This window comes from Massilia solisilvae (assembly GCF_024753215.1).
GTDB classification, from domain to species: domain Bacteria; phylum Pseudomonadota; class Gammaproteobacteria; order Burkholderiales; family Burkholderiaceae_D; genus Telluria; species Telluria solisilvae.
The window spans coordinates 388,485-412,675 of record NZ_JANUGV010000002.1 but is presented as its reverse complement, the minus strand read 5'-3'; the positions used below and the strand labels follow the sequence as shown (position 1 = coordinate 412,675).

Genomic DNA, 24,191 nt, shown 5'->3' with positions numbered 1-24,191 from the left:
TGTGCCCATGCTAACGCTCATTGGCCTCGCACGCTTGCGCGCGTGGGCACTTCCGCCCGCCCTGTTCCGCCGAAAACACCCCTAACCGCAGCCACTGCCCCAGGTGCGCTGCAACGTCGAATTCCTCGTCGATCGCAAACGCCGCGTCCAACGCCTCGCCGAACGTCTTTCCCTCTGCAAGCGCCGTCACGGCAGCAAAAGCAGATGCCGTGAGCGGCACCAGTTGCGGTTGCCAGCGCGGGCGCACGATCAACGCATAACTGTCCTCCCGCATCCGCTCCGGAAACGGCGGACCATCCGGCTGATGGGCAAGCCACAGCGCCGCCGTCGCCCAGTCGCAGTGATCGAGCGCCGCCGCAGGATGCAGCGTAAAACGCACCGCTTCCACATCCTCAGGCGCCAGTGCGGCGAGTTGGGCCGGGTCCAGTACCGGCGCGTCCGGCGCGTAGTACGAGCGGTGCAGCAACCATTCGAGGCGCGCCATGCCGGGCAGGTACGGATACCGATCCACCGGCGCGAAACCGGCGAGAAATGGCGCGAAGTGCGCGCCGAACAAGTTCAGGTCCGGGTCCTGCGACGGGAATGCTTTGCCGTAGGCGCGGGCAAGACCGGTGAAGAATTCCTCCCCCACCAGTTGCCGCACGACCGGGAAGGCTGCGCCCAGCGATTTTTCCCAGTTGGCGGTGAGGTTGCCGCGGTAGATGGCGAGGCGTTCCATCGCGGCATGCGACTTGACGAGTGCGACGGCGGGCGTTGACTGGTCAGCATCGAAGAGCGCTTCGCCGAAATGCTGCTGGGTCTGGTGAAGCCGCTTATCTGCCAGCCCAGCATGGGTCCCCGCCTTCGCGCGGACGACGAGTTCAGGCGGCGCAGGAAATTCACCCGCGATCGTTTGTGCTTTCGCCGCCTCGGCCAACAACACCTCCAGCTCTGGAATGTCGGTATCCCACTCGATGAGCGTCGGCACACGGCCAAAACGCGCAAGCGCCGCGCGATACAGCTTCCACACCGGTTCGGCAATCGCGGCGCCGTGGTGGTCGATGACGGCGTGCTCGGTCGGCAGGTGGCCCGCCAGGTGGATTTCGCCCACCATCCCAGGTGACAGCGCGGCAATGGCGGCCAGCGCGTCTTCGCCGTGATTGCATTCGTTCACGTAGAGGTTGTTGACGTCCAGCAGGACACCGCAGCCGGTGCGGCGCACCAGCTCTGCAAGGAACTCGGCCTCGCTCATGATGTCGCCGTTAAAGCGCAGGTAGGCCGAGACGTTTTCGACCAGCACCTGCCGGCGCAGCACGTCCTGCATGCGGGAGACGCGCGCAGACACGAGATCGAGCGCCGCGTCGTCGAGCGTGACCGGCAGCAGATCGTTGAGCTGGCGGTCGTGCAGCGCGCCCCAGCTCAGGTGCTCGGACACGAGCGCCGGTTCGATGCGCTCGACCAGCTCGCGTACGCGCTGCAGGTGATGTTCGGGAAAGCCCCGCGCCGAGCCCAGTCCGAGCCCGACGCCATGCAGGCTGAACGGATAGTCGCGCCGCAGATCCTGCAGCACGTGCCAGTCCCATCCGGAGCGGGACAGGTAGTTTTCAGTATGGACCTCGAGCCAGCCAACCTGTGGCCGCTCGTCCAGGAAGCGGCGGTAGTGCGGAACGCGCAGGCCAACGCCGATTCCCAGCGCAGGCCGCTGTCCCGCCGCCACGGCGTTCCTTACTTGGTGTCGGTCAGCTTGCCGCCGACCTTTTCGCACGTGCCCTTGGCGACGTACTTCCATTCCTTGGCGTCGTTATCGACCCTGGCCTGACCCGCGCAGCCGTGGGTGGCGGTACCGCAGTCGTTCTGGCCGGCCTTGGCGACGCCATAGCACTTTTCCTGCTCGCCTTTCGCTGCCATCGTATCCTGGGCGGCCAGCGCGGCGTTGGCGGCGCAGGCGCTCGCGAGGGCGGCGGCGATCATGGCGTGGCGTTTGTTCATGTTTTCTCCTGTGATTGTGTGCGGACGCGACGCTGGCGATTGTACCTGTCCCCAAAACGAAAGCAACCCGGGACCTCAGGCGAGGTGCCGGGTTGCGTTGCCAAAAATGCGAACCGCTCAGGCGGTCGTATTCACATTCTTGCCAAGATGTTCAGGCAGATTCTGGACGGTCGGCGTCGACTTGATGGCGTCGAGCAACTGGGTCGCGGTCGAGCTTTCGATCTCCTGCGCGCGCTTGAGCACGGCGATGTCCACTTCCTGCTTCGTACCCGTTTCGGCGATGCTGGTCGCGCCGCTGGCGATGCCGCTGATGTCCATGTTCTTCTCCTGAAGAGGCTGATCCTCCGTTGACGGCAGTTTTTTGAAGAACTTTAGGAATTTTTTGTTAACCAACTGTTGAGCCAGCCCAGGACCGCTTCCCGGTCGTTCAGGTCCAGCCATGCCAGCCTTGCGGGAGCGTCGGCGGGACGCTGCGCATCCGACGCCACCGCCACGATGTGCGGGTCGTCCAGGTACAGCGCGGGCCGGCCGAGGGAAGGACGGTGCACTTCAAGCTTCGGCATCGGCTCCCATTTGTAGCCCTCGACCAGGGTCAGGTCGGCCGGGGACAGCCGGGACAGCAGCTCACCCAGCGACGGCTCGGCTTGTGCGCGCAGTTCGCGGGCGATCGCAATGCGGTAAGGCGAAACCAGCATCACCTCGCCCGCCCCGGCCCGGCGCAGGCGCGCGCTGTCGGTGTGCGGCGGCTCGAGCACCACGTCGTGGTGGCTGTGCTTGACGGCGTTGACCTTCAGCCCATTGGCGGTAAGTTCCCCGACCAGGTACTCCACCAGCGTGGTCTTGCCGCTGCCGGACCAGCCGCAGATGCCCAGCACGCGGCCGCGATCAGAACGGGACACGATAGCGGTACCCTCTGAAGTTCAGCACCGCCCCCTTCGGCAGCAGCTTTTCCAGCATCAGCCCGGGCGCGACCTCCTCGCCTTCGTGGCGCAGCGTCTTGTCCACCAGGACCAGGCGGTCGGCCGGGTTGGGCGAATACATGTAGCCGCCAAATGCCACCTTTGGCACGTCGCGCCGCACCGCGTCCGGCAGGCCGTTCAGGGTCGGCAGGCCATCGTCAGCCGCCACCACGGCAGGTTTGGCCACCTCCGTCGGCACCGGCGTTGCGGCGGGCCGCGGCTCGGGCGCCTTGCGTGCCGGTTCGGGCGCAGGCGGCCTTGCCGGCTTTGTTGCGGCAGGCGGCGCATCCGGCGCGCCCACGAGCGCGACCGCCGGGGCGGGCGTTGCCGCAGCCGGGGCATGCTGCGCCACGGCGGCATCACGGCCAGGCGCCGGACCGGGAACCACGGCAGGTGCGGCAGCTTGCGCCACCACGGCCGGCGCGGGAGTGGCAGCGTGCTGGCGCCAGGCCAGTATCGCGCCCGCCACCAGCAGCATGCCTGCGGCGGCGCCGATCACGAGCGGCTTGCGGCGCTCCGCTGCCTGTGGCGCGCCGTGCGCGGCCGGCGCATGGATGGTCGGCGCGCTGCCCAGCTGGCGTTCGGCCTGCGCCTTCTTGAGCGCTTCGAGGATATAGGACATCTTATTTCCCGGTCCGGTTAAGCGAGAGCAGGCGCGGCTCTTCCACGCCCGACAGCTGGTTCAGGCGCATGTAGGTGCGCGGCCCGGCCACGCCGTCCGCCTTCAGGTTCTGTTTGGCCTGGAAGTCGCGCAGCAGCCCCTGCATGCGCTTGCCCAGCGGCCGGTCCACCAGCGGCACGTCGATCTTGTTGAGCTGCGCCAGGCGTTCGGCGATCCAGTCCACGTCCGGTCCCTGGTCGCCAATGCCAACCTGGTCGCGGAAAGCGCGCGGCATCTTCCAGAAGGTGGTGTACTCGCCGTCGAACAGGGGCGCGAGCGTGGCCAGGCCCACGGTCTGGCGCTTGCCGTTGGCGGACAAGGTGGCGGTGGCGTCGTCCATGCGGGTCAGGACCGCGTAACCGACATGGGCGCCGTCATGCAGTGTCACGATCGCAGGCCGGTCCAGCAGGCGCAGTTCATACAGCCCTCCCCGGCCCTGGTGGCAGCGCAGGTTGAGCTTGAGCGCCGCCTGGCATGGTTCGCCTTCGGGTAGCGGCTGGCCCCACAGCGCGGCCAGCTCGCGCAGCGCGGCGCCCTGGCTGGCGTGGGCCACCGGCTTGGCGGGCGCGGTGTCTGTCCTGGCCGGCGCCGGTGAGGCAAGCGCCGAGGATACCGGCGTGACCTTGGCGATGGCTGGCGCGGCCTGCTGGCGCGGCAGCAGCTGCCAGGCGGCGGTGGCGCTGATGGCAACGGCCATCAGGACGCCGCCGGCGAACACCGGCCAGCGGCGCCGGCGCGCGTCCAGCTGCTCGCTGCCGAACACCTCGTGCGCGGCGCGGCGCAGGATCGGCCGCGTCACCTCGCGGCTGTTCTCAACGTAGGCGCCGAGCAGCCCGCGGTCGCACAGCAGGTTGATCCGGCGCGGCACGCCGTGCGCGAGCCGGTGGATCAGCGGCGCGAGCGAGACCGGAATCGGCGTCGGCCCGGTCACGCCTGCCACCGCCAGCCGGTGCGCGACATAGGCCCCGGTTTCGGACTCGGACAGCGGCCCGAGGTGGTAGCGCGCGATCACGCGCTGGGCCAGCTGCTCCAGCTCGGGACGCTCGACCATCTGGCGCAGCTCGGGCTGTCCGATCAGGATGATCTGCAGGAGCTTGCGCTCGCTGGTTTCCAGGTTGGTCAGCAGGCGCAGCTGCTCGAGCACGTCGGCCGACAGGTTCTGCGCCTCGTCGATCACCAGCACGTTGTTCAGGCCCCTGGCGTGCGCGTCCAGCAGGTACTGGTTGATCGCGTCCACATACAGCTTGGCGCCCGTGGCGCCGGCCCCGCGCGGCGGCAGCGCAATGCCGAACTCGTCGCATACCGTCAGCAGCAGCTCTTCCACGGTCAGGCGCGGATTGAAGATGTAGGCCAGGCGGCAGTTGCCCGGCACCTGCTCGATGAAGCAGCGGCAGACGGTGGTCTTGCCGGCGCCGATCTCGCCGGTGAGCAGGACAAAGCCGCCGCCGCTGTCGATCCCGTACAGCAGGTGGGCGAGCGCCTCACGGTGGCGCTCGCTCATGAACAGGTAGCGCGGGTCGGGCGCGATCGAGAACGGGGCTTGCTTCAGGCTGAAATAGTTGTTGTACATGTCGAACCGGTCGCCGGCGGCGTTGCAACCTCGCGAAGTATATTTTGGATCGGGTTCCGGCGTGCGCAACAGTGCGGCTGCGGCCGGGCCTACAGCTTGGACAGCCAGTTGCGGTTGGACGCAATCTGCGCCTTGGTGGACGCCGGCAACGCGTCGTAACAGCCAGGGTGCTGCTTGAGTGCGTTTTCCCGCACTTCCTTCTGCATGCCGTTGACCACGAAAACATAAACGGTCACACCTTCGGCATTCTTGCGGGTGCCCATGTATCGAATCACTTCTTATTCCTCCATGCAACTATTATGACATTTCGGAATCAAGCGCTGCCAGCGCCCGGCGCCGGCGCCGCACGGCCGACGGCGCGGTAAGCCGAGATGTTGCTCGCCAGCCACATCGCCGCCAGTGCGCGATTGTCATGTTGCCAAGGATGAAACGACGGCCGCAGGTAGTGCAGGCATGGCAGGAACAAATGCCAGGCCACGCCGCGCCGCCCGAACCACATGCGCGCGGCGCTGGCCCAGGTGCGCGGCTGCCACAGCGCGCCATCGTGCTTCAGATTGAACGCGGTCTGCAGGAACACGTCGAACCAGAACACCAGGCTGGCGTGCACGAACCAAAGCACGCGCCGAACGTAACCGCCACCCGCCGCGCGGTACACGTCGAACGCGACGGCCTTGTGCTCGGTCTCCTCGACCGCGTGCCAGGTCCACACCAGGTGCAGCGCCGGGTCGGCCCCTTCCAGCCACTCGGGGTGGCGCAGCACGCCATCGGCCAGCACCGCCGTGTAGTGCTCCAGCGCGCAGGTGATGGCCACGCGGCTGCGCACGTCCAGCTTTGCAATGCGCCGCACCCGCCGCGCGATCGCCTTTTCCAGCGTGAAGCCGAAGCCCTGCTGCGCCAACTGCGCGTTGTACTGGATGTGAGCAAAGCGGTGGCTCGCCTCCTGCCCCACGAAATCCCTGACCTCGGCCGCCAGGGCCGGGTCGGACAGCCTGGCCGGCGGCACCGCGCGCAAGCTGTCGATGAACATCTGCTCGCCGATGGGAAAGGTCATCGACAACGCATTGAAGAACTGCGTGCGATAGGCGTCGTCCGCCAGCCAGCGGCGGCTGAAACCGCGGGACAGGTCGACGTCGAGCTTGCGGACGGTGAGCGAGGACATACAGATGAATATACACGCGGCGCGGGCAAGTGCAAGAGCACACTTCAACCCCCGGCTTGCGCAGTTGATCCTCGATTTTCGGCGGTCTGTCGTTTTGGCCGTGCAGGCCGGCGGCAGGCGGTCTATTGTGCAGGCTCCCGGCACCGCGCCGCCACCTGATAACAAGACCAATGAAGACAGCTCTCAAACTCACCGCGCTGGCCGCCGCCGTGGCCGTCGGCGCCATCGCCAGCCAGGCCAGCCAGGCCCAGACCCAACGCGCCGGCGTCGTCACCGAACAGCGCGCCGTTGGCGCCTTCACCGCGCTGGAACTGTCCGGCCCCTTCCACGTCGTGGTCCATGCACAGGGCAAGAACGCGCTGGAGCTGTCGGGCGAGCGCAAGGAGCTCGACGAGGTCGAGGTCATCACCCGCGGCGACACGCTGGTGGTGCGCCCGCGCTCGCACGTGACGGGCTTTCACTTCAGTTGGGGCAGGCAGCGCGACCCGGTCCAGGTCACGATCGGCGCGCAAGGCTTGAAACGGCTGTCGATGGGCGGCAGCGGCGACGTCGAGGTGGACCAGCTCTCCGGCGAGAAGGTCGCACTGGAAGTGGACGGCCCTGGCGACCTGCGCGCGTCGGGCGCGGTGCGCGACCTGGCCGTCAAGAGCGGCGGCAGCGGCGACGCCGACCTGCGCCAGCTGGCCGCGGCCAACCTGAGCCTGGCCATGTCCGGTCCGGGCAACGTGCGCCTGTCGGGCGTGGCCAACGATATGAACGCCAGCGTCACCGGCTCGGGCGACCTGAAGGCCGATGGACTGCACCTGGCCCGCCTGCAGCTGCAGATGAGCGGCCCGGGCAACGTCAACCTGGCGGGCAGCGCGCGCGAGCTGCGCGCCGAGGTGACCGGCTCCGGCGACCTGGAAGCCTGCAGCCTGGCGGTACAGGCGGTGCGCACGCTGCAGGGCGGCCCGGGCAGCGCGTGCGTGTCCGGCGCCATCAAACAGTTCGACGCCGAGGTGCACGGCTCGGGCGACCTGACCGCGCGCGGCCTGCAGGCCCAATCGACGCGGGTACGCATGACCGGCCCGGGCAACGTGACGTTGGCCGGCGCCACCACCGAGCTGGTCGCGCAAATGAGCGGTTCGGGCGACCTGAAGGCCGGTTCGCTGCAGGTGGCCAAGGCGCAGGTAGCGAGCCGCGGCCCGGGCGAGGTCGCGCTGGCCACCATCACCGACACACTGGACGCTCAGCTGCGCGGCTCCGGCAACCTGGCCGCCAACATGGCCGGCAAGCGCCTGCTGCTGAAAATCGACGGGCCGGGCGACGCCAGCATCAGCGGCACCGTGGACACGGTCAGCGCCGAGCTGACCGGCTCGGGCAGCCTCGAGGGCCGCGCCCTGACGGCGGCGCACACCGACATCCACGTGCGCGGCCCGGGTAGCGCGACGGTCAACCTGACGCAGCAAGCTGCCCAACAGGCCAACCGCCAGCGCGGCTCGATCCTGGTGGTCGATCGCGAGGGCACGCACCACCTGCCGCAGTGAGTGGCGGCGGCGTCCTGTGCTAATGTAACGCGGCGCTTTCGCGAGCGCCGCGACGCGCTGTATGTACATAGCCGCCTATAAAACCAAGGACGCCAATGAAGTCAACCATCGCCCGCCTCGCGCCGCTCGCCGGCGCGCTTGCGTTTGCCGGTCTCGCGCACGCGCAGGCCGACAAGCCGCTGTATCCGCAACTGCCCACCGAAACACCGGCCGCATTCGCGGCGCCGACGGCGAGCTTCAACTACGTCAAGCGCAGCGTGATGATCCCGATGCGCGACGGCGTCAGGCTCAACACCGTCATCATCATGCCCAAGGGGGCGAAGAACGCGCCGATCCTGCTGACCCGCACGCCCTACGACGCGTCGTCGCTGACCAGCCATGCGGAGAGCAACGACCTGGGCTCGATCCTGCAGGGCTATGACAACGCGGCCGACGTGATCGTCGAAGGCGGCTACATCCGCGTGGTGCAGGACGTGCGCGGCAAGTACGGTTCGGAAGGCGACTATGTGATGAACCGCCCGCTGCAAGGCGCGCTCAACCCCACGCCGGTAGACCATTCGACCGACACCTGGGACACCATCGAATGGCTCACCAAAAACCTCCCCGAGGCCAACGGCAAGGTCGGCATCATCGGCATTTCGTACGATGGCTTCCTACCGCTGATGGCGCTGGTGAACCCGCACCCGGCGCTCAAGGTCGCGGTGCCGATGAACCCAATGGTCGATGGCTGGAAGGGTGACGACTGGTTCCACAACGGCGCCTTCCGCCAGATCAACCTGTCGTACGTGATGGAGCAGGTGGTCTCGCGCAAGAATGAGGCTAAATGGTTTACTTCGAATTACGACGACTACGACATGTACATGCGCGCCGGCACCGCCGGCGAGCTTGGACGCGAGCGCGGCGTCGAGCAGAGCGGCTTCTGGCGCAAGATCCTCGCGCATCCCTCGTACGACAGCTTCTGGCAGCAGCAGGCCATGGACAAGATCCTGGCAAAGCAGCCGGTGACCGTGCCCACGCTGCTGGTGCACAGCCTGTGGGACGCGGAAGACATCTATGGCGCGGTCGCGGTGTACAAGGCTATCAAGCCGAACGACAAGGATGGCAAGGTACACCTGGTGCTGGGCCCGTGGAACCACGGCGGCGGCATCGGCGACGGCAGCAGCCTGGGCGCGCTCAAGTTCGGTTCCGACACCGCCCTGCACTTCCGCCAGGAGATCCTGCGCCCGTTCCTGGACCGCTACCTGAAGGACGACACCTCGGCCGCGCCGATCCCGACCGTGTCGGCATTCGAGACCGGCACCAACAAATGGCGCAGCCTCAATGCGTGGCCGGCCGGCTGCAACAGCGGCTGCGCGATCAAGCCGGTGGCGCTACGCCTGGCCGCCAGCCAGAAGGCGCTGCTGGGCGCGCCGGCCAACGACAAGGGCTATGACGAATACATCTCGGACCCGGCCAAGCCGGTGCCGTTCCGCCAGCGGCCGATCCCGCCGTATGGCTACGACGAAGCCAAGGGCCAAAGCTGGCCGCGCTGGCTGGTGGACGACCAGCGCGAGGCCTCGGGCCGCACCGACGTGCTGACCTTCACCTCGGACGTGCTGACCGCGCCGGTCAAGATCAGCGGCGAGCCGGTGGCGAACCTGATCGCCTCGACCAGCGGGACCGACTCGGACTGGGTGGTCAAGCTGATCGACGTGTACCCTGACCAGGTGGGCAGCCAGCCGGCCATGGGCGGCTACCAGCTGATGGTCTCGGGCGACATCTTCCGCGGCCGCTATCGGGAGAGCCTGGAGGTGCCGCACGCGCTTGCCCCGAACAAGCCGCTCGCCTACCGCTTCGGCCTGCCCACCGCCAACCACGTGTTCCTGCCGGGCCACCGCATCATGGTGCAGGTGCAGTCGAGCTGGTTCCCGCTGTACGACCGCAACCCGCAGACCTTCGTGCCCAACATCTTCTGGGCCAAGCCGGCGGACTTCAGGAAGGCCACGCAGCGCGTCTACCACAGCAGCTTTGTCGAGCTGCCGGTGGTGACGGCGGCGCAGTAAGCGTCACGTCGGCGCCGGCGCGCGCGCACGCCGGCGGCGCAGGCCGATCGCGAACAGCCCGGCCAGCAGCAATGCGCTGGCCTGCGGTTCGGGCACGGCCGCGACGGGCGTCAGCAACGCGTTCTCGCAGAAGAAGCCGTCCGTGCTGCAGATCTCGCCGATGATCTGTCCTTTGTCGTTGATGCCGTTGACCTCGACGAGCGCGTAGTTGAAAGGCAGCTCCAGCGCCGCCGTCAGGTCCACCACCTCGCCTTGGGTGTACAGGAAGCCGCGCCCAAACAGGCCGATCTGTGCCTGGTACCAGCCGATGACGTCGCCGTAGTTATTGATTCCCACCGCGTGGCTATCGACACCGGCCGGACCGATGTCGTGCATTACCCCGTCGCTGAAGAGAAAGGCGTGGCTGACCAGTGTCGCGCCGCCGACGGTACTGTCGCCCACGACCTGGCCGGCATTGTTGATGGCATAGGCCCAGCTGCCCTGGCCGCCCAGGCTGCCGAGATCGATCGTGGTTCCGTTCTGGTACAGGAATGCAGCAGTCGGCTGGTTCACGTCCCGCCACGCGCCGCCCACGATCGCCCCGTGATCGTTGATCCCGTAGGCGGCGGCGCCGAACCCGTACAGGTTGCCCACGCTGGTGATGTGCCCGTTCGAGTAAAGGAACGCTTCGGTCGGGCCGTCGGGGTCCTCCGACCTGCCGACGACCTGTCCGGACGAGTTGATGTCCTTGGCGTAGCTGCTGCCCCAATACGTGAGCGCGCCGACCGAACGGATGTTCCCGTTCTCGTACACGAAGCCGCGCGTGACGTCGCCCGAGGCTGAGTCGCCGATGACCACGCCATTGTCGTTGATGCCGGTAGCCCGGCTCCACGGGCCGCCCAGTGTCGGCAGCTCTGTTATCTGACCGTTGTCCCAGATGAAGCCGCGGCCGCGGTATCCGCCGACGATCTGGCCGGCGTTGTTGATGCCCATGATGTCGCCGTCAATGGGGATGACGGTGATCGTGTAGAGCGGGTCGGCGCTGGCCGCCAGCGGCGCCAGCCCGGACAACAGCAAGAGCGGTCCGAACAAGCGGCGCGCGCGCACGCGCCGGGCCAGGCCTGCCAGCGCCAGCCCGGCCAGCAGCATGGCCCAGGTGGACGGTTCCGGGATCGGCGAAATGAGGTCGAGCCGCACCTTGACGCAGGTGCCCAGCCGGCACGCGGTGCCCAGGATCTGCTGCGCGTCGTTGACATCGTTGGCCGACACCATCTCCCAGCCGCTGGACCTGTCGACCAGCGTGTTCAGGTCCACCATTTTGCCATCCAGATAGATGAAGGCGTGCGAGCCGAAGCCCTCGGTGGTGAGGATGTCGGAGTCGCCGACGATCACGCCGGCACTATTGATGTCCCAGGCGTGGCCCCAGTAGCCACCCAGGGAACCGAGATCGGACATCACCCCGTTCTGGTAGAGGAAAGGATGCGGGATTGTGGCGCTCTCGTCGGGCGAGGTAGTGGACCAGCCGACGATCTGCCCGGCATCGTTGATGGCCCAGGCTTCGCTGAAGTCGCCGGTGCCGAGGGTGCCGAGGTTCTGCATCGCACCGTTCCGGTACACGACCGCGCGCTCCGGGTTACGGAACGCCGGCCCCGGCAGAGATGCGGTTCCGACCGCGACCCCGGCATTGTTGACGTCGTTGAGCCAGCTCCAGTCGCCGCCGAAGGTGCCCATCTCCGTGATGCTGCCGTTGTTGTACACGAAGCCGCGCCACCCTTCGCCGATTTGCGGGAACTGGACGCCGATCGCAACGCCGCTGTCGTTCAGGCCCCGCACGTAGCTGGAGTACCATCCGCCCAGTGCGCCAATGTCGTGCACCACCCCATTGACGTACGAAAACGCGTTGCCGTTCCCCAGGCTCCCGCCGATGTCGTTATGGTTGTTGATGGCGTATCCAACACTGTTCGGAAGCGTGGCACTGAAGCTGATCACCGACGTGCCGGTCCAGATCGCCGCCGCGTCGTTGAAAGTGCCGACGACGTTGCCGGCGTTGTTCATGCGGGTGGCGTCAAAGCCGTCCGGCACGAACAGCATGTTGTAAATCGGATCGGCGGTCGCCGCGAGCGGACAGCACATCAGCGATGCAACGAGTGCTGCCAGCAAAGATTTCTTCGAGCTCATTGCCATCTCCACTGTTGATACATTGAGTAGAGAATGAGGCAAGCCGGGCGGCCCGATCCTGCGCGGGCTCAACCAAACACGGCAGTCAGGACTCCTGCGCCGGCGGCGCGGGGCGATCAGGCAACCGGCAGGGCCTTAAGCGCAGGCACGATCTCGTGCAGGCTGCCGACCTCGTAGTCCGGGACGGCCTCGCTGTCGTTCGCAAGGCGTCCCGGGTTGAACCAGCAGCTGTCGATCCCGAACCGATTGGCGCCCTGGATGTCCGCGTCCAGGCGGTCGCCGATGATGATCGTCTCTTCCTTGGCAAAGGCGCGCGCCATTTTCACCGTGTATTCGAAAAAGCGGACGTCCGGCTTGGCGAAGCCGCATGCTTCCGAGGTGGAGATGAACGAGATGTGATTGCCCAGCCCGGAGCTGGCAATGCGGCGGCCCTGGATGTTGGCCACGCCGTTGGTGATGATGCCCACCTCGCCGATCGCGGCCAGTGTCTCGCACACGTTCTTTGCGCCGTCGATCAGCACCACCGTTTCGGACAGGGACTCGAGATAAAGCGTGCTCGCCGCCTCGGGGTCGAGGTCGAGACGATTGGCGAGGAAGGTGCTGCGAAACCGCTCCACCTTCAGGAAGTCTTTGGTCACCTCGCCGCGTTCGAAGCGCCTCCACAGTTCGACATTGATCTTCTGGTAGTCCGCGAACAGATGGTCGATGCCGTCACGGACACCCAGCTCCTGCACCGTCCTGGCAAAAGAGAGTTTCTCGGACGCCCGGAAATCGAGGAGCGTGTCGTCCAGGTCAAAGAGAAAAAGCTTGTGTTTCATCCGTGCATGATACCACCGACGTACTGTCGTCCCGGCGGACGCCGGGACCCATGCTGACTTCGCGATAAGGCGACATGGTCTTCAGCAGCACACTGCGCATCGGTCCCGGCTCTCGCCGGGACGACGCGCAGGTGCGGTGGCAGATTACAACAGCGCAGAATCACTCACTCAGCAATACCAGCTCAATACCAGCGAATCTACTTTATTTTCAATGACTTACACTCATAACCGCCAGCTATCGGCCCATGCCACCACCCCATAAGTGCATACCAGTTAAATACCTGTTGACAACACACTATGCCCTCCCTATAGTGCCCTGACCTCCCCGGCACTCAATCACTCTCATGATCGACTATCTCATCGGCGTCGATGGCGGCGGCACCGGCACGCGTGTGCGGCTCGCGCGCGCCGACGGCGCGGAACTGGCGCAGTCCACGAGCGGCCCTTCGGGCCTGGCGCACGGCATCGGCAAGGCCTGGGCCGCAGTCAATGACGCGGTGCGCACCGCGTTCGCCGCGATCGGCGTGCTCCCCGCCCCGCTGGAGCGCTGCGCCATCGGGCTTGGACTGGCCGGGGTCCACAACAAGGAATGGGCGGCGCAATTCGCGGCGGCCAATCCCGGCTACGCGGCGCTCGCGCTCGACAACGATGGCGTCACCACGCTGATCGGCGCGCACGCCGGCCGCCCGGGCGTGATCGTGGCCATTGGCACCGGCAGCGTGGGCGAAGCCCTGCTCCCGGACGGCAGCCAGCGCGAAGTCGGCGGCTGGGGCTTCCCGGCCGGTGACGAAGCCAGCGGCGGCTGGATGGGCCTGCGCGCCATGAACCATATCCAGCAGGTGCTCGACGGCCGCAAGCCAGGCAGTCGCTTTGCCGACGCCGTGATCGACGCCTGCGGCGGCAACCGCGCCGCGATCCAGGTCTGGCTTGGCCAGGCCACGCAGACCACTTACGCGGGGCTGGCGCGCATCGTGATGGCGCACGGCGAATCGGACCCGGTGGCCAAGACCATCCTCGAAGACGCGGGACGCGAAGTGGCGCTGATGGCCGCTGCGCTCGACCCGTCCGGTCAGCTGCCGGTGGCGCTGTGCGGCGGCCTGGGCGAACCGCTGCGCCCTTACCTGCCGCAGGCGCTGCTGGCTCGCGTGGTGGCTGCGCAAGGCGACTCGGCCAAGGGCGCGCTGCGCATGATCGAACAGCATTTGAAAAAGGCACACCAATGAAGGGCAACATCCTCACCCCGAACGGCTGGATCGTCGGCGACATCGAATTCGGCGCGCGCATCCTGTCGATCGAAGGCGAGTCGATCAATCCGGAAGCGAACCGCGAAGACTACATCCTGCCCGGCTTTATCGACCTGCACGTGCACGGTGGCGCCGGGCGCGACATGATGGAAGGCGGCGACGCGCCGCACGTGATCGCGGCGCTGCACGCAAAGCACGGCACCACCAGCCTGCTCGCCACCACCATGACCGCCCCGGTGGAAGACATCACCGCCGCGCTTGGCGCGATCGGCAAGGCCTGCGGCGTGCGTGGCAAAAACGAGGCGCGCATCCTCGGCGTGCACCTGGAAGGCCCGTACATCAACCCCGGCAAGCTGGGCGCGCAGCCGGCCTATGCGCGCGAGGCCACGCTGGCCGAAGTGCAGCGTTTCGGCCAGCAGGCGCCGATGAAGCTCATCACCGTGGCGCCCGAAATGGACGGCCACCTGGAGCTGGTGCGCCAGCTCGCCGACGCCGGCATCCGGGTGCAGATCGGCCACACCACCGGCACCTACGAGGATGGCGTCAAGGCGCTGGAACATGGCGCGGCGGGCTTTACCCACCTGTTCAACGCAATGCCGGGCCTGCACCACCGCGACCCGGGCATGGTCGGCGCGGCGCTCGCGCATGCGCAGTACGCCGAGATCATTCCCGACCTGCTGCACGTGCATCCGGGCGCGATCAAGGTGGCGCTGCGCGCGATCCCGCAGCTGTTCTGCGTCACCGACTCCACTGCCGCCGCCGGCATGCCCGATGGCGAATACATGCTGGGCCGCCAGGTGGTCCACAAGTGCATGGGCGGCGTGCGCCTGGCCGACGGCACGCTGGCCGGCAGCACGCTCACCATGGACCAGGCGCTGCGCAACCTGGTCTCGATCGGCCTGCCGCTGGCGGAAGCCTCGCGGCGCGTCTCCACCAACGCCGCCGACTATCTTGGCGAAACCCAGCGCGGGCGCCTGGCGCCGGGCTGCTTCGCCGACCTCGTGGTCCTGGACCGGGACCTGAACATCAAAGCCGTTTATATCGAAGGAGAAGTGTGTGACCTCGCTGATGCTTAAAGAAGCCGTGTCCGCGGCAGAATGCGTCGCTTTCCAACTGTCGAACGACGCCGAACGCTACGCGGAACTGGGCCGCAAGCTGAGGTCCACCAATTTCCACAGCGCCGTCACCGTCGCGCGCGGCAGCTCGGACCATGCATCGGCCTACCTCGCCTACCTGATCATGGCGCGCATGGGGCGCCTGGTGACCTCGCTGCCGATGTCGCTCATCACGCTGTACAAGTCGCCGCTCGTCACGCGCGACACGCTGGCCGTGGCCATCTCGCAGTCGGGCCAGAGCCCGGACGTGGTCGAGCCGATCCGCTACTTCCGCGACGGCGGCGCCACCACGGTTGCGCTGGTCAATGACACCGCCTCGCCGCTGGCCGAATCGGCCGAGTGGACCATGCCGCTGCACGCCGGCAAAGAACAGAGCGTGGCCGCGACCAAGAGCTTCATCACCAGCCTGGTGGCAGGTGCCCGCCTGGTCGCCGAATGGCAGAACGACCCGGAACTGAAGGACGGCATCGCCGCCCTGCCCGAGGTGCTGGCTACCGCCGCGCGTGCCGACTGGTCGGCCGCGATCGACGTGCTGGCGCCGGCCCGCAACATCATGGTGGTCGGCCGCGGCATCAGCTTCCCGGTGGCGCTGGAGTCCGCGCTCAAGTTCAAGGAGACCTCGGCCCTGCAGGCGGAGGCGTTCTCCGGCGCCGAGATCAAGCACGGCCCGATGGCGCTGATCGAGGAAGGCTACCCGCTCCTGATCTTCGCAACGCGCGGCCCGGCCCAGGCCGGCCTGGTGCAGCTGGCGAGCGAAATGCGCGGCCGCGGCGCGCGCGTGCTGCTGGCTGCGCCCGAAGACGTGGCCGAGCGCGACCTGACGATCCCGGTGGCGGCCACCCCTGACCTGGACCCGATCGCCGCGATCCAGTCGTTCTATGTGATGGCGGCGCATCTGTCCAAGGCGCGCGGCATGGACCCGGACCGTCCGCGCCACCTGTCGAAAGTCACCAAGACGAACTAAGACCGATGAACGAGAACCTCCACCAGCTCGCCGGCCAGCTGATCATGGTGCGGCTGTTCGGCACCGAGCTCGACGCCGACACCGCCGCCTTCCTGGCCGAGCACAGCGTACGCGGCGTGTGCCTGTTCCGCCAGAACATGACCGACGCCACGCAGCTCAAGCGCTTCACCGGCGCGCTGCGCGACGTGATGGGCCGCGAGTCGCTGATCGCGCTCGACCAGGAAGGCGGCGCGGTGGTGCGCTCGACCTGGGTGCCAGCGCCGCCGTCGGCGATGGCGCTGGGCGCCGCGAACGATCCGCACCTGGCGCGCGACGTGGGCGCGGCGGTGGCGCGCGCGGTGCGTTCGCTGGGATTCAACTGGAATTTCGCGCCGGTGCTGGACCTGAACAACAACCCGCAGAACCCGGTCATCGCCGAGCGCTCGTTCGGCGCCGACCCGCTGCGCGCGACCGAACTGGCGCTGGCCTGGATGGCGGGCAGCGAGTCCGAGGGCGTGGCCTGCTGCGTCAAGCACTTCCCCGGCCACGGCGACACCCACGTCGATTCGCACCGCGACCTGCCGCTGGTGGACAAGCCGCTCGCAGAGCTGGAACGCTTCGAGTTCGCGCCGTTCCGCATGGCTGCGGCCAGCGCGCCGGCGATGATGACCGCGCATATCGTGTACCCCTCGCTCGACCCGGACAACCCGGCCACGATGTCGCGCCGTATCCTGACCGGCATCTTGCGCGAGCAGTGGAGCTACCGCGGCGTCGTCATCACCGACGGCATGGACATGCACGCGATTGCCCACCGCTACAGCGCGGGCCAGGCAGCGGTGAATGCGCTGGTGGCCGGCGCCGACATGGTGATGGCGATCGGCAGCCGCGAAACGCAGCAGGAGACCATCGACGCGATCGCCGCCGCGATCCGCGACGGCGTGCTGCCGATGGACGAGGTCAAGGCACGCCTTGCGCGCCTGTCCGCGCTGGTGCAAGCGCATCCATGCTGCCAGAGCGAGTACGCGACCGAACAGCAGGACCGTGCGCTGATGGCGCGGGCATGGAAGGCGGGCTTGAGCGCGCTGCGTAGCCCCACGCGCCCGGCCCCCGGCAGCAAGGTGCGCCTGGTGGCGCGCCAGGACGTGGTGAGCGACGGCGTGTCCGAGGCCGGCGTGCCGGCCGCCACCATCGCCGCAATGCTGGGCAAGCTGTACGAGGTGGAGCTGGTGACCTTTGCCGACGCCGAGTGCTTCGACTGGAACGCGCTGCCGCAGGACGGCCGCTTCACGATCCTGGCCTCGACCTCGCGCCGCCGCTACGGTCCCAACGCGCGCGCCACCTGGCGCCCGGACCTGCACCTGGCGCTGTGGAACCCCTATCAGGCGCTCGACTTCGAGGCTCCGGCCCTGATGACCTACGGTTTCGCCCCGCCCGCGCTGGAGGCGGTGAACGCCTGGCTGGCCGGTCAGATCGAGGCGCAAGGCGTGTGCCCGGTGCCGGGTTTTAGCAGTAACTCAATGTAACGACGCGCCGGGTCTGGCAGACTCTGCGGCACAATTGCCAGACCCATCGATGTAGTTTGTGGGACAATGCCGGTTTGTCCGAAAAGGCAATGTTGCTTTGAGCCGACAAAAATGTGCATCGCTCATTTTTTTGCTATTGATTGAAGGATTCTCCATGTCCCAATTTCGTCTTGCCCGTCTCGTCCTGATGCTGGCCGCCCTCGGCGCAGCGCCGGCCCTGATGAACAATGCCATCGCGCAAAAGAAAGAAGACAAACCGGCCGCCGAGCAAAAAGGCCCGACCGTGCGTCCGGAGGTGTTCAAGCTGATCGACGGCGCCCAGCTCAAGGCTTTGATGGACGCCAAGAACTTCACGGAAGTCCAGAACCGGCTCAACCAAGCCGAGGCGGTGCCGAACCTGACGCCGTACGAACACTACGCCATCGACCGCATGAAGCTGTCGCTGGCCGCCACCTCGGGCGCCGACGTGGCCCCGATGCTGACCACGCTGCTCAATTCCGAGTTCGTCACTCCGCAGGAAAAGGACACCTTCCTGCTGGCGCTCGGCAACCAGTACTACAACAACAAGAACTACCCGAAGGCCGCTGAGGTCTTCAAGCGCTACGAGAAGGAAGGCAGCGACCCGGCCAAGGTGCGCGGCCCGCTGATCCGCGCCGAGTACCTGTCCGGCGACTACGCCGCGGCCAAGGCCGGCCTGCTGCCGGTGATCGCCGACGCCGAGAAGGCCGGCAAGGTGCCGGGCGAAGAGGACCTGCGACTGCTCGCGTCCTCGGCCAACAAGACCAAGGATGACGCCACCTATCTGGCCACGATCGACAAGATGATCGCCTACTACCCGAGCGACGAGCTGTGGGCCGACGCGCTCAACCGCGGCGTGTACCGCAAGCCGGGCTACGACGGCAACGCGAACGACGTGAACGTGTACCGCCTTGAATACTCGGCCCAGCAGAAGATGCCGGCCGAGCATTACGCCGACTTTGCCCAGCTGCTGCTGCTGGCCGGCTTCCCGACCGAAGCGAAGAAGGTGCTGGACGCCGGCTTTGCCAACGGCGCGCTGGGCACTGGCGCGGACGCGGCCAAGCACCGCCAGCTGCGCGACAAGGCGACCAAGGGCGCGGCCGACGACGCCAAGAATATCGCCACCGGCGAGGCTTCGGCAGCCAAGTCGAAGAACGGCGCTGGCCTGGTCAACCTGGGTTGGGCATATGTGACGATGGACCAGTTCGACAAGGGCATCGGCTTCATCCAGCAGGGCATCGCCAAGGGCGGCCTGAAGCAGCCGGACGAGGCCAAGCTGCGCCTGGGTATCGCCCAGCTGCGCGCCGGCCACAAGGACGAAGCGATCAAGACCTTCCAGGACGTGAAGGCCGGCGGCGGCCTGTCGGACCTGGCGCGCTACTGGATCGTGTTGGCGAACCACCCGACGCCGGCGACGGCGGCTGCGGCCAAGTAAGCACTACCGGCATCAATGAAAAAATCCCGCAGCGATGCGGGATTTTTTTATGGGGTTTCGTAGGGTGGGCGGGTCTCCCGCCCACGCGTTCTGGCAAAGCGAGCGTGCCTTGAACGCGTGGGCAGGAAGACCTGCCCACCCTACGGTTACAGCGCTGTCAGGCCACCATCGATGGCAAGCTGGTGGCCCGTGACGAACGACGACTGCTCGGAGCACAGCCACATCACGGCATTGGCCACTTCCGCAGGTTCGGCCAGGCGCCCCATCGGGTAGGTGTTCTTGAGCTTTTCTTCCAGTTGCGGGTCGCGCTCGAGCATGCGCGCAAACATCGGCGTGCGCACGGCGCCAGGGCACAGGCTGTTGACGCGAATGCCGGCACGCGCGTATTCGACCGCGGCGCTCTTGGTCAGGCCCACCACCGCGTGCTTGCTGGCCGTGTAGAGCGAGCGCGTGGGCAAGGCCACCAGTCCGGCCACCGACGCCATGTTGACGATCGTGCCCCCGCCCTGCTGCATCATCTGGCGCAGCTCGGCCTTCATGCACAGCCACACGCCCTTGACGTTCACGCCCATGATGCGGTCGTATTGCGCGTCGTCCGTGTCCAGCATGCCGGCCTGCTCTTCCTCGATGGCCGCGTTGTTCACGGCGCAGTCGATGCGGCCGTAGCGGCTGACAGCCTTGTCCACCAGCGCGTCCACCTCGGATGCGCGGCTCACGTTGGCATTCACGTACAGCGCCTTGCCGCCCGCTTCCACGATCATGGCCGCAGTCGCGTGGCCGCCGTCCACCGAGGAATCGGCGACCACGACGCAGGCGCCCGCGCGCCCGAACGCCAGCGCCGTCGCGCGGCCAATGCCGGCCGCCGCTCCCGTCACCAGCACAACCTTGCCGGTAAACGACATGGCTTCCGACTGCTGCTTGTTAGTGCCCTTCACGATCTGCTCCTACGCGATGCCACAGCAAAAGCAACATCATAGCGTGCAGCAGGTCCATCGATCAAACTGCCGGGCAGCGCAGGCCTCATTTCCCTCCATTGGCCTTGTGCTGGTCGCCGGCGATCACCACCGAGAGTTTGGCCGGATCGATCGCCTTGCGGAAGGCCGCGTTCAGCTGCGGCAGGGTCACCGCCATCAGCTTGCGCTCGAACTCGCGCGACCACTCGTAGGTCTTGCCACGATAGAGGTAGGAGGTCCAGCCGGCCGCCACCACCCCGTCTTCCGAACGGTTCTGGATACGCTGCTGCATCAGGCCCGACTTGGCGCCGGCCAGCTCCTGCTGCGTGAAACCGTCCTTGACGGCGCGCGCCAGTTCCTCGCGTACGGCCTTGTCCACGCGGCGCAGGTTCTGCGGCGCGGCGATCGCGCTGATGGCGAAGGTGCCGGCGCGGTCCATCTCGCCGGCCACCAGCTGCGAGCCGCCGCCGTACGACAAGCCTTCCTTCTGGCGGATCCGGTCCATCAGGCGCGAGCGCAGGCCGCCTTCACCGAAGATGTAGTTGGCCAGCATGAGCGCGGGGAAGTCCTCGTCGTCCACGTTCAGGTCCAGGTTTTCGCGCGCGGTGAAGAAGCCGTTCTCCTTGTCTGGCGTATCCAGCGTCTTTTCCATTGGCTTGATGTCGGCATAGCGGCGCAGCACCGGCGCCACATGTTCTTTCGCCTGCCAGTGCCCGAACAGCTCGTCCACCAGCGGCGTGACCTCTTTCGGATCGAAGTCGCCGACGATCGCCATCTGGGCCGGCACGGTGCCGTAGTAGTCGCGGTGGAAGGCTTTCACCTGGTCGAGCGTGGCGGTCTTGATGTCGGCGATGTCTTCGTCCAGCGTGGTCTCGTAGCGCACGTCGCCGCGCGGGTAGATGTTGAAGTGCTCGGCCAGCGCGCGCGATGCCACCTCCTGCGGCTCGCTTCGGCCGGCCTCCAGCCCCACCAGTGCCTGCTGGCGCAGCTGCTCGAACTCGGTGGCCGGGAAGCTCGCTTCCTTGAGCACGTGGGCAACCAGCCTGAGCGCCTCGGGCAGGTTCTCGCGCGTGGTCTGGAAGTGCGTCAGGCCGCCCGAGATCTTGAGCTTGTCGAACGCGTCGGCCAGCTGCACGCGGTTGTACTTGCTCGTCCCGCGCATCAGCATGGCTGCAGTCAGGCCGGGAATCGCGTTCTTGCCGAACAGGTTCTTTTCGTCGCCGATGTGCTGGCGCAGGTCGACCGACACGGTGGCGCCGCGGTTCTTCTTGGGCAGCAGCGCGAGCGTGACGCCGCCCTCGGTCACGAGCGTGGTGCGCTTGAGGATGTTCTCCTGCGTCGGCGCGAATTCCTCGGACACGTAGTTGCCGTTCTGCGGCTTGAAGTCCTTGAGCAGGTCCTGCGCCGTGGGCGCCACCGGGATCTGCGCGCGCTGCGGGTTATCGTCCGGGATGAAGGTGCCGGTCACCCGGTTGTCGCGCCGGAAGTAGCGACCGGCGGCGGCAGCCACCTCGTCGGCCTTGACCTGCTTGACGCGCTCGCGCCCGACGAAGTACAGGCGCCAGTCGCCCAGCGAAATCGACTCGGACAAGGACACGCCGACCTTCTGCGGATCGTTCAGGCTGCGCTCGAAGTCGTTCAGGTAGGCGCGCCGCACGCGCTCCATTTCCTCCGCCGTGGGCGGGTTCTTGTAGAAGCTTTCGACCGCTTCGGTGAGCGCGGCGCGCACCGGTTCGATCGGCGCGCCCTTCTTGACGACCGCGCCGAAGAACTGCAGCCCCGGCGCGTAGCCCGTTTGCGGAAAGGCGAACACCTCGCTCGCCATGCCCGAATCGACCAGCAGCTTGTGCAGGCGGCCGGTGGGCACGTCGCCCATGATGCTGGAAGCGAAATCGAGCACGTCGCTGTCCGGGTGCAGGCCGGACGGGATCTTGTAACCCAGGGCGACGATCTGCACGTCGCCCTGGCGCCGCACGGCGTAGGTGCGCTCGCCGTCCTGGGTCGGCTCCACGGTCCAGAACTTGGGCAGCGTGCGCTTGGGTTTGGGGATCGCGCCGAACAGGCGGCTGATGGTGCCCAGCGTGGCCACCGGGTCGAACTTGCCGGCCACGAGCAGCACCGCGTTATCGGGCTGGTACCAGGTGTGGTAGAAGGCCTGCAGGTTCTCGATCTTCACGTTCTCGATGTCGCTGCGGTTGCCGATGGTCGGGCGGCCGTAGGCGTGCCAGTCGTACGACAGGCTCTGCATGCGCTTCATCAGCACCTGGCCCGGCGAGTTCTCGCCGCTCTCGTACTCGTTGCGCACCACGGTCATCTCGGAGTCCAGGTCCTTCCTGGCGATGAAGGAGTGGACCATGCGGTCCGCTTCCATTTGCAGCGCCCACTGGAGATTGTCGCCCGAGGCGTCGAACACCTCGTAGTAGTTGGTGCGGTCGAACGAGGTGGTGCCGTTGAACTGCATGCCGCGGTCGGCGAACTGGCGCGTGATGTCCGGGTGCTTGGGCGCACCCTTGAACATCAGGTGTTCGAGCAGGTGGGCCATGCCGGTCTCGCCATAGTTCTCGTGACGCGAGCCGACCAGGTAGGTGACATTGACGGTGATGGTCGGGCGCGAGGCGTCCGGGAACAGCAGCACCTTCAGGCCGTTGGGCAGCCGGTATTCGGTGATGCCCTCCACCATCGGGCCCTGCACCACGCCCTTGGGCAGTTGGAACGACCAGGCGGCGCCGGCAGCCAGAAAGGCCGCGCAGCCGACCGCGACAGGCGCGACGAAGCCGCGCGCGATTTTCATCCAATCCATGTCAATCCCGTCAGTGGTGTGGCAAACGACGGGATGGTAACAGACGCTAGTGCCGGGCGCTCTTTTCGTGTGCTTGCTGATGCGAGCTGATGCGCGACAGTTCGCCCATCTCGTCGGCCAGGAACTCGAGCAGGTCGTCGGCGCTGATGATGCCGGTCAGTCCGCCGCCAGCGTTGACCACCGGCACCCGGCGAATGCCGCGAAAGCGCATGCGTTCGATGGTCTCGTAGACGTCGTCGTGTTCGGCAGCGGTCAGCAGGTCGTCGGTCATGATGTCGCCCACCTGCAGGCTGGACGGGTCGAGTCCGAGCGCGATCACGGAAACGACGATGTCGCGGTCGGTGACGATGCCAACCGGGACCTTTTCGCCCTCGGCCTGATCGACCACGACGAGGTCGCCGACATGATGTTTTCGCATCAGCAAAGCTGCGCTTTGAACGCTTTCGTCGCGTTTGCAATACACCGTTTGGACGGTGGAAATTTCCCCGATGTGCATGGCAGTCCCCTCGTTGTTGTGGGCGCGCAGGGCTGCGCGCCGTGAACCACCGTAGCGTGCGCCATCGGCACGGCTTTGACCTTGCTCAAAGCCGCGATGGCGCGGAGCGGGATCAGGGTTTGCGTTCGCCGGGCAGCGGCACGAAGCAGGCGTCAACGACCTGCAGGTCGTTGTCCTTGGCGAAATCGAGGACGAAGTGGTAGGCCAGCGGTTCCAGGTCCTGCAGCGCGCGGCTGACGACCACGGCTTTCAGGCCGTTGACGACGGTCGGGCGCACGTAGGGCGAGTACTTCAGGTGGGCGTTGCGTCCGTCTTCCGGGCGAAAGCAGGACATGGCGCCGCACAGGCGCTCAGCCCAGTCGCTGGGGCGGAATTGCCTTCCGCTGTTGGAAATGCCCAGAATAAAAAACTCGCCGGCGAGTTCTTTCCTGTTTTGCGGTAACTCGGCCATAGTGCTGCTTCGTGAATGCTGCGTGGAAGAGAACTTCAGTATTATATCTTATAGAAGACCTGAGGACGAGGTTTCTGGCGCCCGGATGCGAGGGTATGGGCGAAAAGGTGGAAAACAATGGCGTTCGGGGTAACATGACACACCGACAACGTCGCCCCGGCGAGAGTCGGGGGCCATGCTGAGGTGTGTTTACCTCAGGCCTACGCAAGCATTGTTAGCCGCAAACCGTCGTCCCCGCGCAGGCGGGGCCCCATGCTGAGCCAGCAGGCCAGCGATTTTGCCGTCACCCGAGACGTCTGAACCGTCGTCCCGGCGGGAGCCGGGACGACGGTGTTGCGGGTCGGGGAACAGCG

General features: G+C 66.8%; 21 protein-coding genes. 7 read left to right on the top strand and 14 right to left on the bottom strand.

The window, feature by feature from the left end:
• Positions 1 to 10 precede the first annotated feature (10 nt).
• From bufB to NX773_RS10005, 8 genes are all read right to left on the bottom strand, one after another.
• Positions 11 to 1,696, bottom strand: a complete 1,686-nt coding sequence (gene bufB, locus NX773_RS10040; protein WP_258856194.1) for an MNIO family bufferin maturase — start codon at positions 1,694 to 1,696, stop codon at positions 11 to 13.
• Positions 1,697 to 1,704: 8 nt separating this feature from the next.
• On the bottom strand, positions 1,705 to 1,968 hold the full coding sequence (locus tag NX773_RS10035; RefSeq protein WP_258856193.1) for a BufA1 family periplasmic bufferin-type metallophore: 264 nt from the start codon (positions 1,966 to 1,968) through the stop codon (positions 1,705 to 1,707).
• 117 nt (positions 1,969 to 2,085) lie between these two features.
• The gene (locus NX773_RS10030; RefSeq protein WP_258856192.1) at positions 2,086 to 2,286 is read right to left on the bottom strand and encodes a YjfB family protein; all 201 of its coding nucleotides are present in this window, start codon (positions 2,284 to 2,286) and stop codon (positions 2,086 to 2,088) included.
• Positions 2,287 to 2,339: 53 nt separating this feature from the next.
• Positions 2,340 to 2,867, bottom strand: a complete 528-nt coding sequence (mobB, locus tag NX773_RS10025; RefSeq protein WP_258856191.1) for a molybdopterin-guanine dinucleotide biosynthesis protein B — start codon at positions 2,865 to 2,867, stop codon at positions 2,340 to 2,342.
• Entirely contained in the window at positions 2,854 to 3,549 is a 696-nt protein-coding gene (locus NX773_RS10020; protein WP_258856190.1) for a general secretion pathway protein GspB, read from the bottom strand. Before NX773_RS10020 ends, mobB begins: the two co-directional genes overlap by 14 nt.
• A gap of 1 nt (position 3,550) precedes the next feature.
• Complete coding sequence (locus NX773_RS10015; RefSeq protein ID WP_258856189.1) at positions 3,551 to 5,158, bottom strand: ExeA family protein; 1,608 nt, start codon at positions 5,156 to 5,158, stop codon at positions 3,551 to 3,553.
• An 89-nt stretch (positions 5,159 to 5,247) separates the two neighbouring features.
• The gene (locus tag NX773_RS10010) at positions 5,248 to 5,433 is read right to left on the bottom strand and encodes a hypothetical protein (protein ID WP_258856188.1); all 186 of its coding nucleotides are present in this window, start codon (positions 5,431 to 5,433) and stop codon (positions 5,248 to 5,250) included.
• Positions 5,434 to 5,471: 38 nt separating this feature from the next.
• Complete coding sequence (locus NX773_RS10005; RefSeq protein WP_258856187.1) at positions 5,472 to 6,317, bottom strand: metal-dependent hydrolase; 846 nt, start codon at positions 6,315 to 6,317, stop codon at positions 5,472 to 5,474.
• A 170-nt stretch (positions 6,318 to 6,487) separates the two neighbouring features.
• Here NX773_RS10005 and NX773_RS10000 point away from each other — a divergent pair, with 170 nt between their 5' ends.
• Together NX773_RS10000 and NX773_RS09995 are read left to right on the top strand one after the other, a co-directional pair.
• Complete coding sequence (locus NX773_RS10000) at positions 6,488 to 7,843, top strand: GIN domain-containing protein (protein WP_258856186.1); 1,356 nt, start codon at positions 6,488 to 6,490, stop codon at positions 7,841 to 7,843.
• A gap of 95 nt (positions 7,844 to 7,938) precedes the next feature.
• Positions 7,939 to 9,885 carry a CocE/NonD family hydrolase gene (locus NX773_RS09995; protein ID WP_258856185.1) on the top strand — a complete coding sequence of 649 codons (1,947 nt, stop codon included), beginning with the start codon at positions 7,939 to 7,941 and terminating at the stop codon, positions 9,883 to 9,885.
• A 3-nt stretch (positions 9,886 to 9,888) separates the two neighbouring features.
• Here the strand turns inward: NX773_RS09995 and NX773_RS09990 are convergent, their stop codons facing one another.
• Together NX773_RS09990 and NX773_RS09985 are read right to left on the bottom strand one after the other, a co-directional pair.
• Positions 9,889 to 12,042, bottom strand: a complete 2,154-nt coding sequence (locus NX773_RS09990) for a PEP-CTERM sorting domain-containing protein (RefSeq protein ID WP_258856184.1) — start codon at positions 12,040 to 12,042, stop codon at positions 9,889 to 9,891.
• Positions 12,043 to 12,158: 116 nt separating this feature from the next.
• Positions 12,159 to 12,860, bottom strand: a complete 702-nt coding sequence (locus NX773_RS09985) for a YjjG family noncanonical pyrimidine nucleotidase (protein ID WP_258856183.1) — start codon at positions 12,858 to 12,860, stop codon at positions 12,159 to 12,161.
• A 344-nt stretch (positions 12,861 to 13,204) separates the two neighbouring features.
• Between NX773_RS09985 and NX773_RS09980 the strand changes: the two genes are divergently transcribed.
• The 5 genes from NX773_RS09980 to NX773_RS09960 all read left to right on the top strand — a co-directional run bounded on the left by NX773_RS09980 (position 13,205) and on the right by NX773_RS09960 (position 19,138).
• Complete coding sequence (locus NX773_RS09980; RefSeq protein WP_258856182.1) at positions 13,205 to 14,083, top strand: glucosamine kinase nucleotide-binding domain-containing protein; 879 nt, start codon at positions 13,205 to 13,207, stop codon at positions 14,081 to 14,083.
• The gene (gene nagA / locus NX773_RS09975) at positions 14,080 to 15,180 is read left to right on the top strand and encodes an N-acetylglucosamine-6-phosphate deacetylase (RefSeq protein WP_258856181.1); all 1,101 of its coding nucleotides are present in this window, start codon (positions 14,080 to 14,082) and stop codon (positions 15,178 to 15,180) included. The genes NX773_RS09980 and nagA overlap by 4 nt, the downstream gene beginning before the upstream one ends.
• Positions 15,173 to 16,183 carry an SIS domain-containing protein gene (locus NX773_RS09970; protein ID WP_258856724.1) on the top strand — a complete coding sequence of 337 codons (1,011 nt, stop codon included), beginning with the start codon at positions 15,173 to 15,175 and terminating at the stop codon, positions 16,181 to 16,183. Before nagA ends, NX773_RS09970 begins: the two co-directional genes overlap by 8 nt.
• Positions 16,184 to 16,188: 5 nt before the next feature.
• The gene (gene nagZ / locus NX773_RS09965) at positions 16,189 to 17,685 is read left to right on the top strand and encodes a beta-N-acetylhexosaminidase (protein WP_258856180.1); all 1,497 of its coding nucleotides are present in this window, start codon (positions 16,189 to 16,191) and stop codon (positions 17,683 to 17,685) included.
• A 154-nt stretch (positions 17,686 to 17,839) separates the two neighbouring features.
• Positions 17,840 to 19,138 (top strand): tetratricopeptide repeat protein, encoded by a 1,299-nt coding sequence (locus NX773_RS09960; protein ID WP_258856179.1) that lies wholly within the window; start codon positions 17,840 to 17,842, stop codon positions 19,136 to 19,138.
• 146 nt (positions 19,139 to 19,284) lie between these two features.
• Here the strand turns inward: NX773_RS09960 and NX773_RS09955 are convergent, their stop codons facing one another.
• The 4 genes from NX773_RS09955 to NX773_RS09940 all read right to left on the bottom strand — a co-directional run bounded on the left by NX773_RS09955 (position 19,285) and on the right by NX773_RS09940 (position 23,838).
• A complete protein-coding gene (locus NX773_RS09955; RefSeq protein WP_258856178.1) occupies positions 19,285 to 20,073 on the bottom strand; it encodes an SDR family oxidoreductase in 789 nt (262 codons plus the stop codon).
• Between the two features lie 85 nt (positions 20,074 to 20,158).
• A complete protein-coding gene (locus tag NX773_RS09950) occupies positions 20,159 to 22,891 on the bottom strand; it encodes a M16 family metallopeptidase (RefSeq protein ID WP_370662238.1) in 2,733 nt (910 codons plus the stop codon).
• A gap of 46 nt (positions 22,892 to 22,937) precedes the next feature.
• Positions 22,938 to 23,387, bottom strand: coding sequence for a CBS domain-containing protein (locus tag NX773_RS09945; RefSeq protein WP_258856177.1), 450 nt, complete (start codon positions 23,385 to 23,387; stop codon positions 22,938 to 22,940).
• Between the two features lie 112 nt (positions 23,388 to 23,499).
• Positions 23,500 to 23,838: a DUF3579 domain-containing protein gene (locus tag NX773_RS09940; RefSeq protein WP_258822518.1), complete on the bottom strand. Its 339-nt coding sequence runs from the start codon at positions 23,836 to 23,838 to the stop codon at positions 23,500 to 23,502.
• Positions 23,839 to 24,191: the final 353 nt, after the last annotated feature.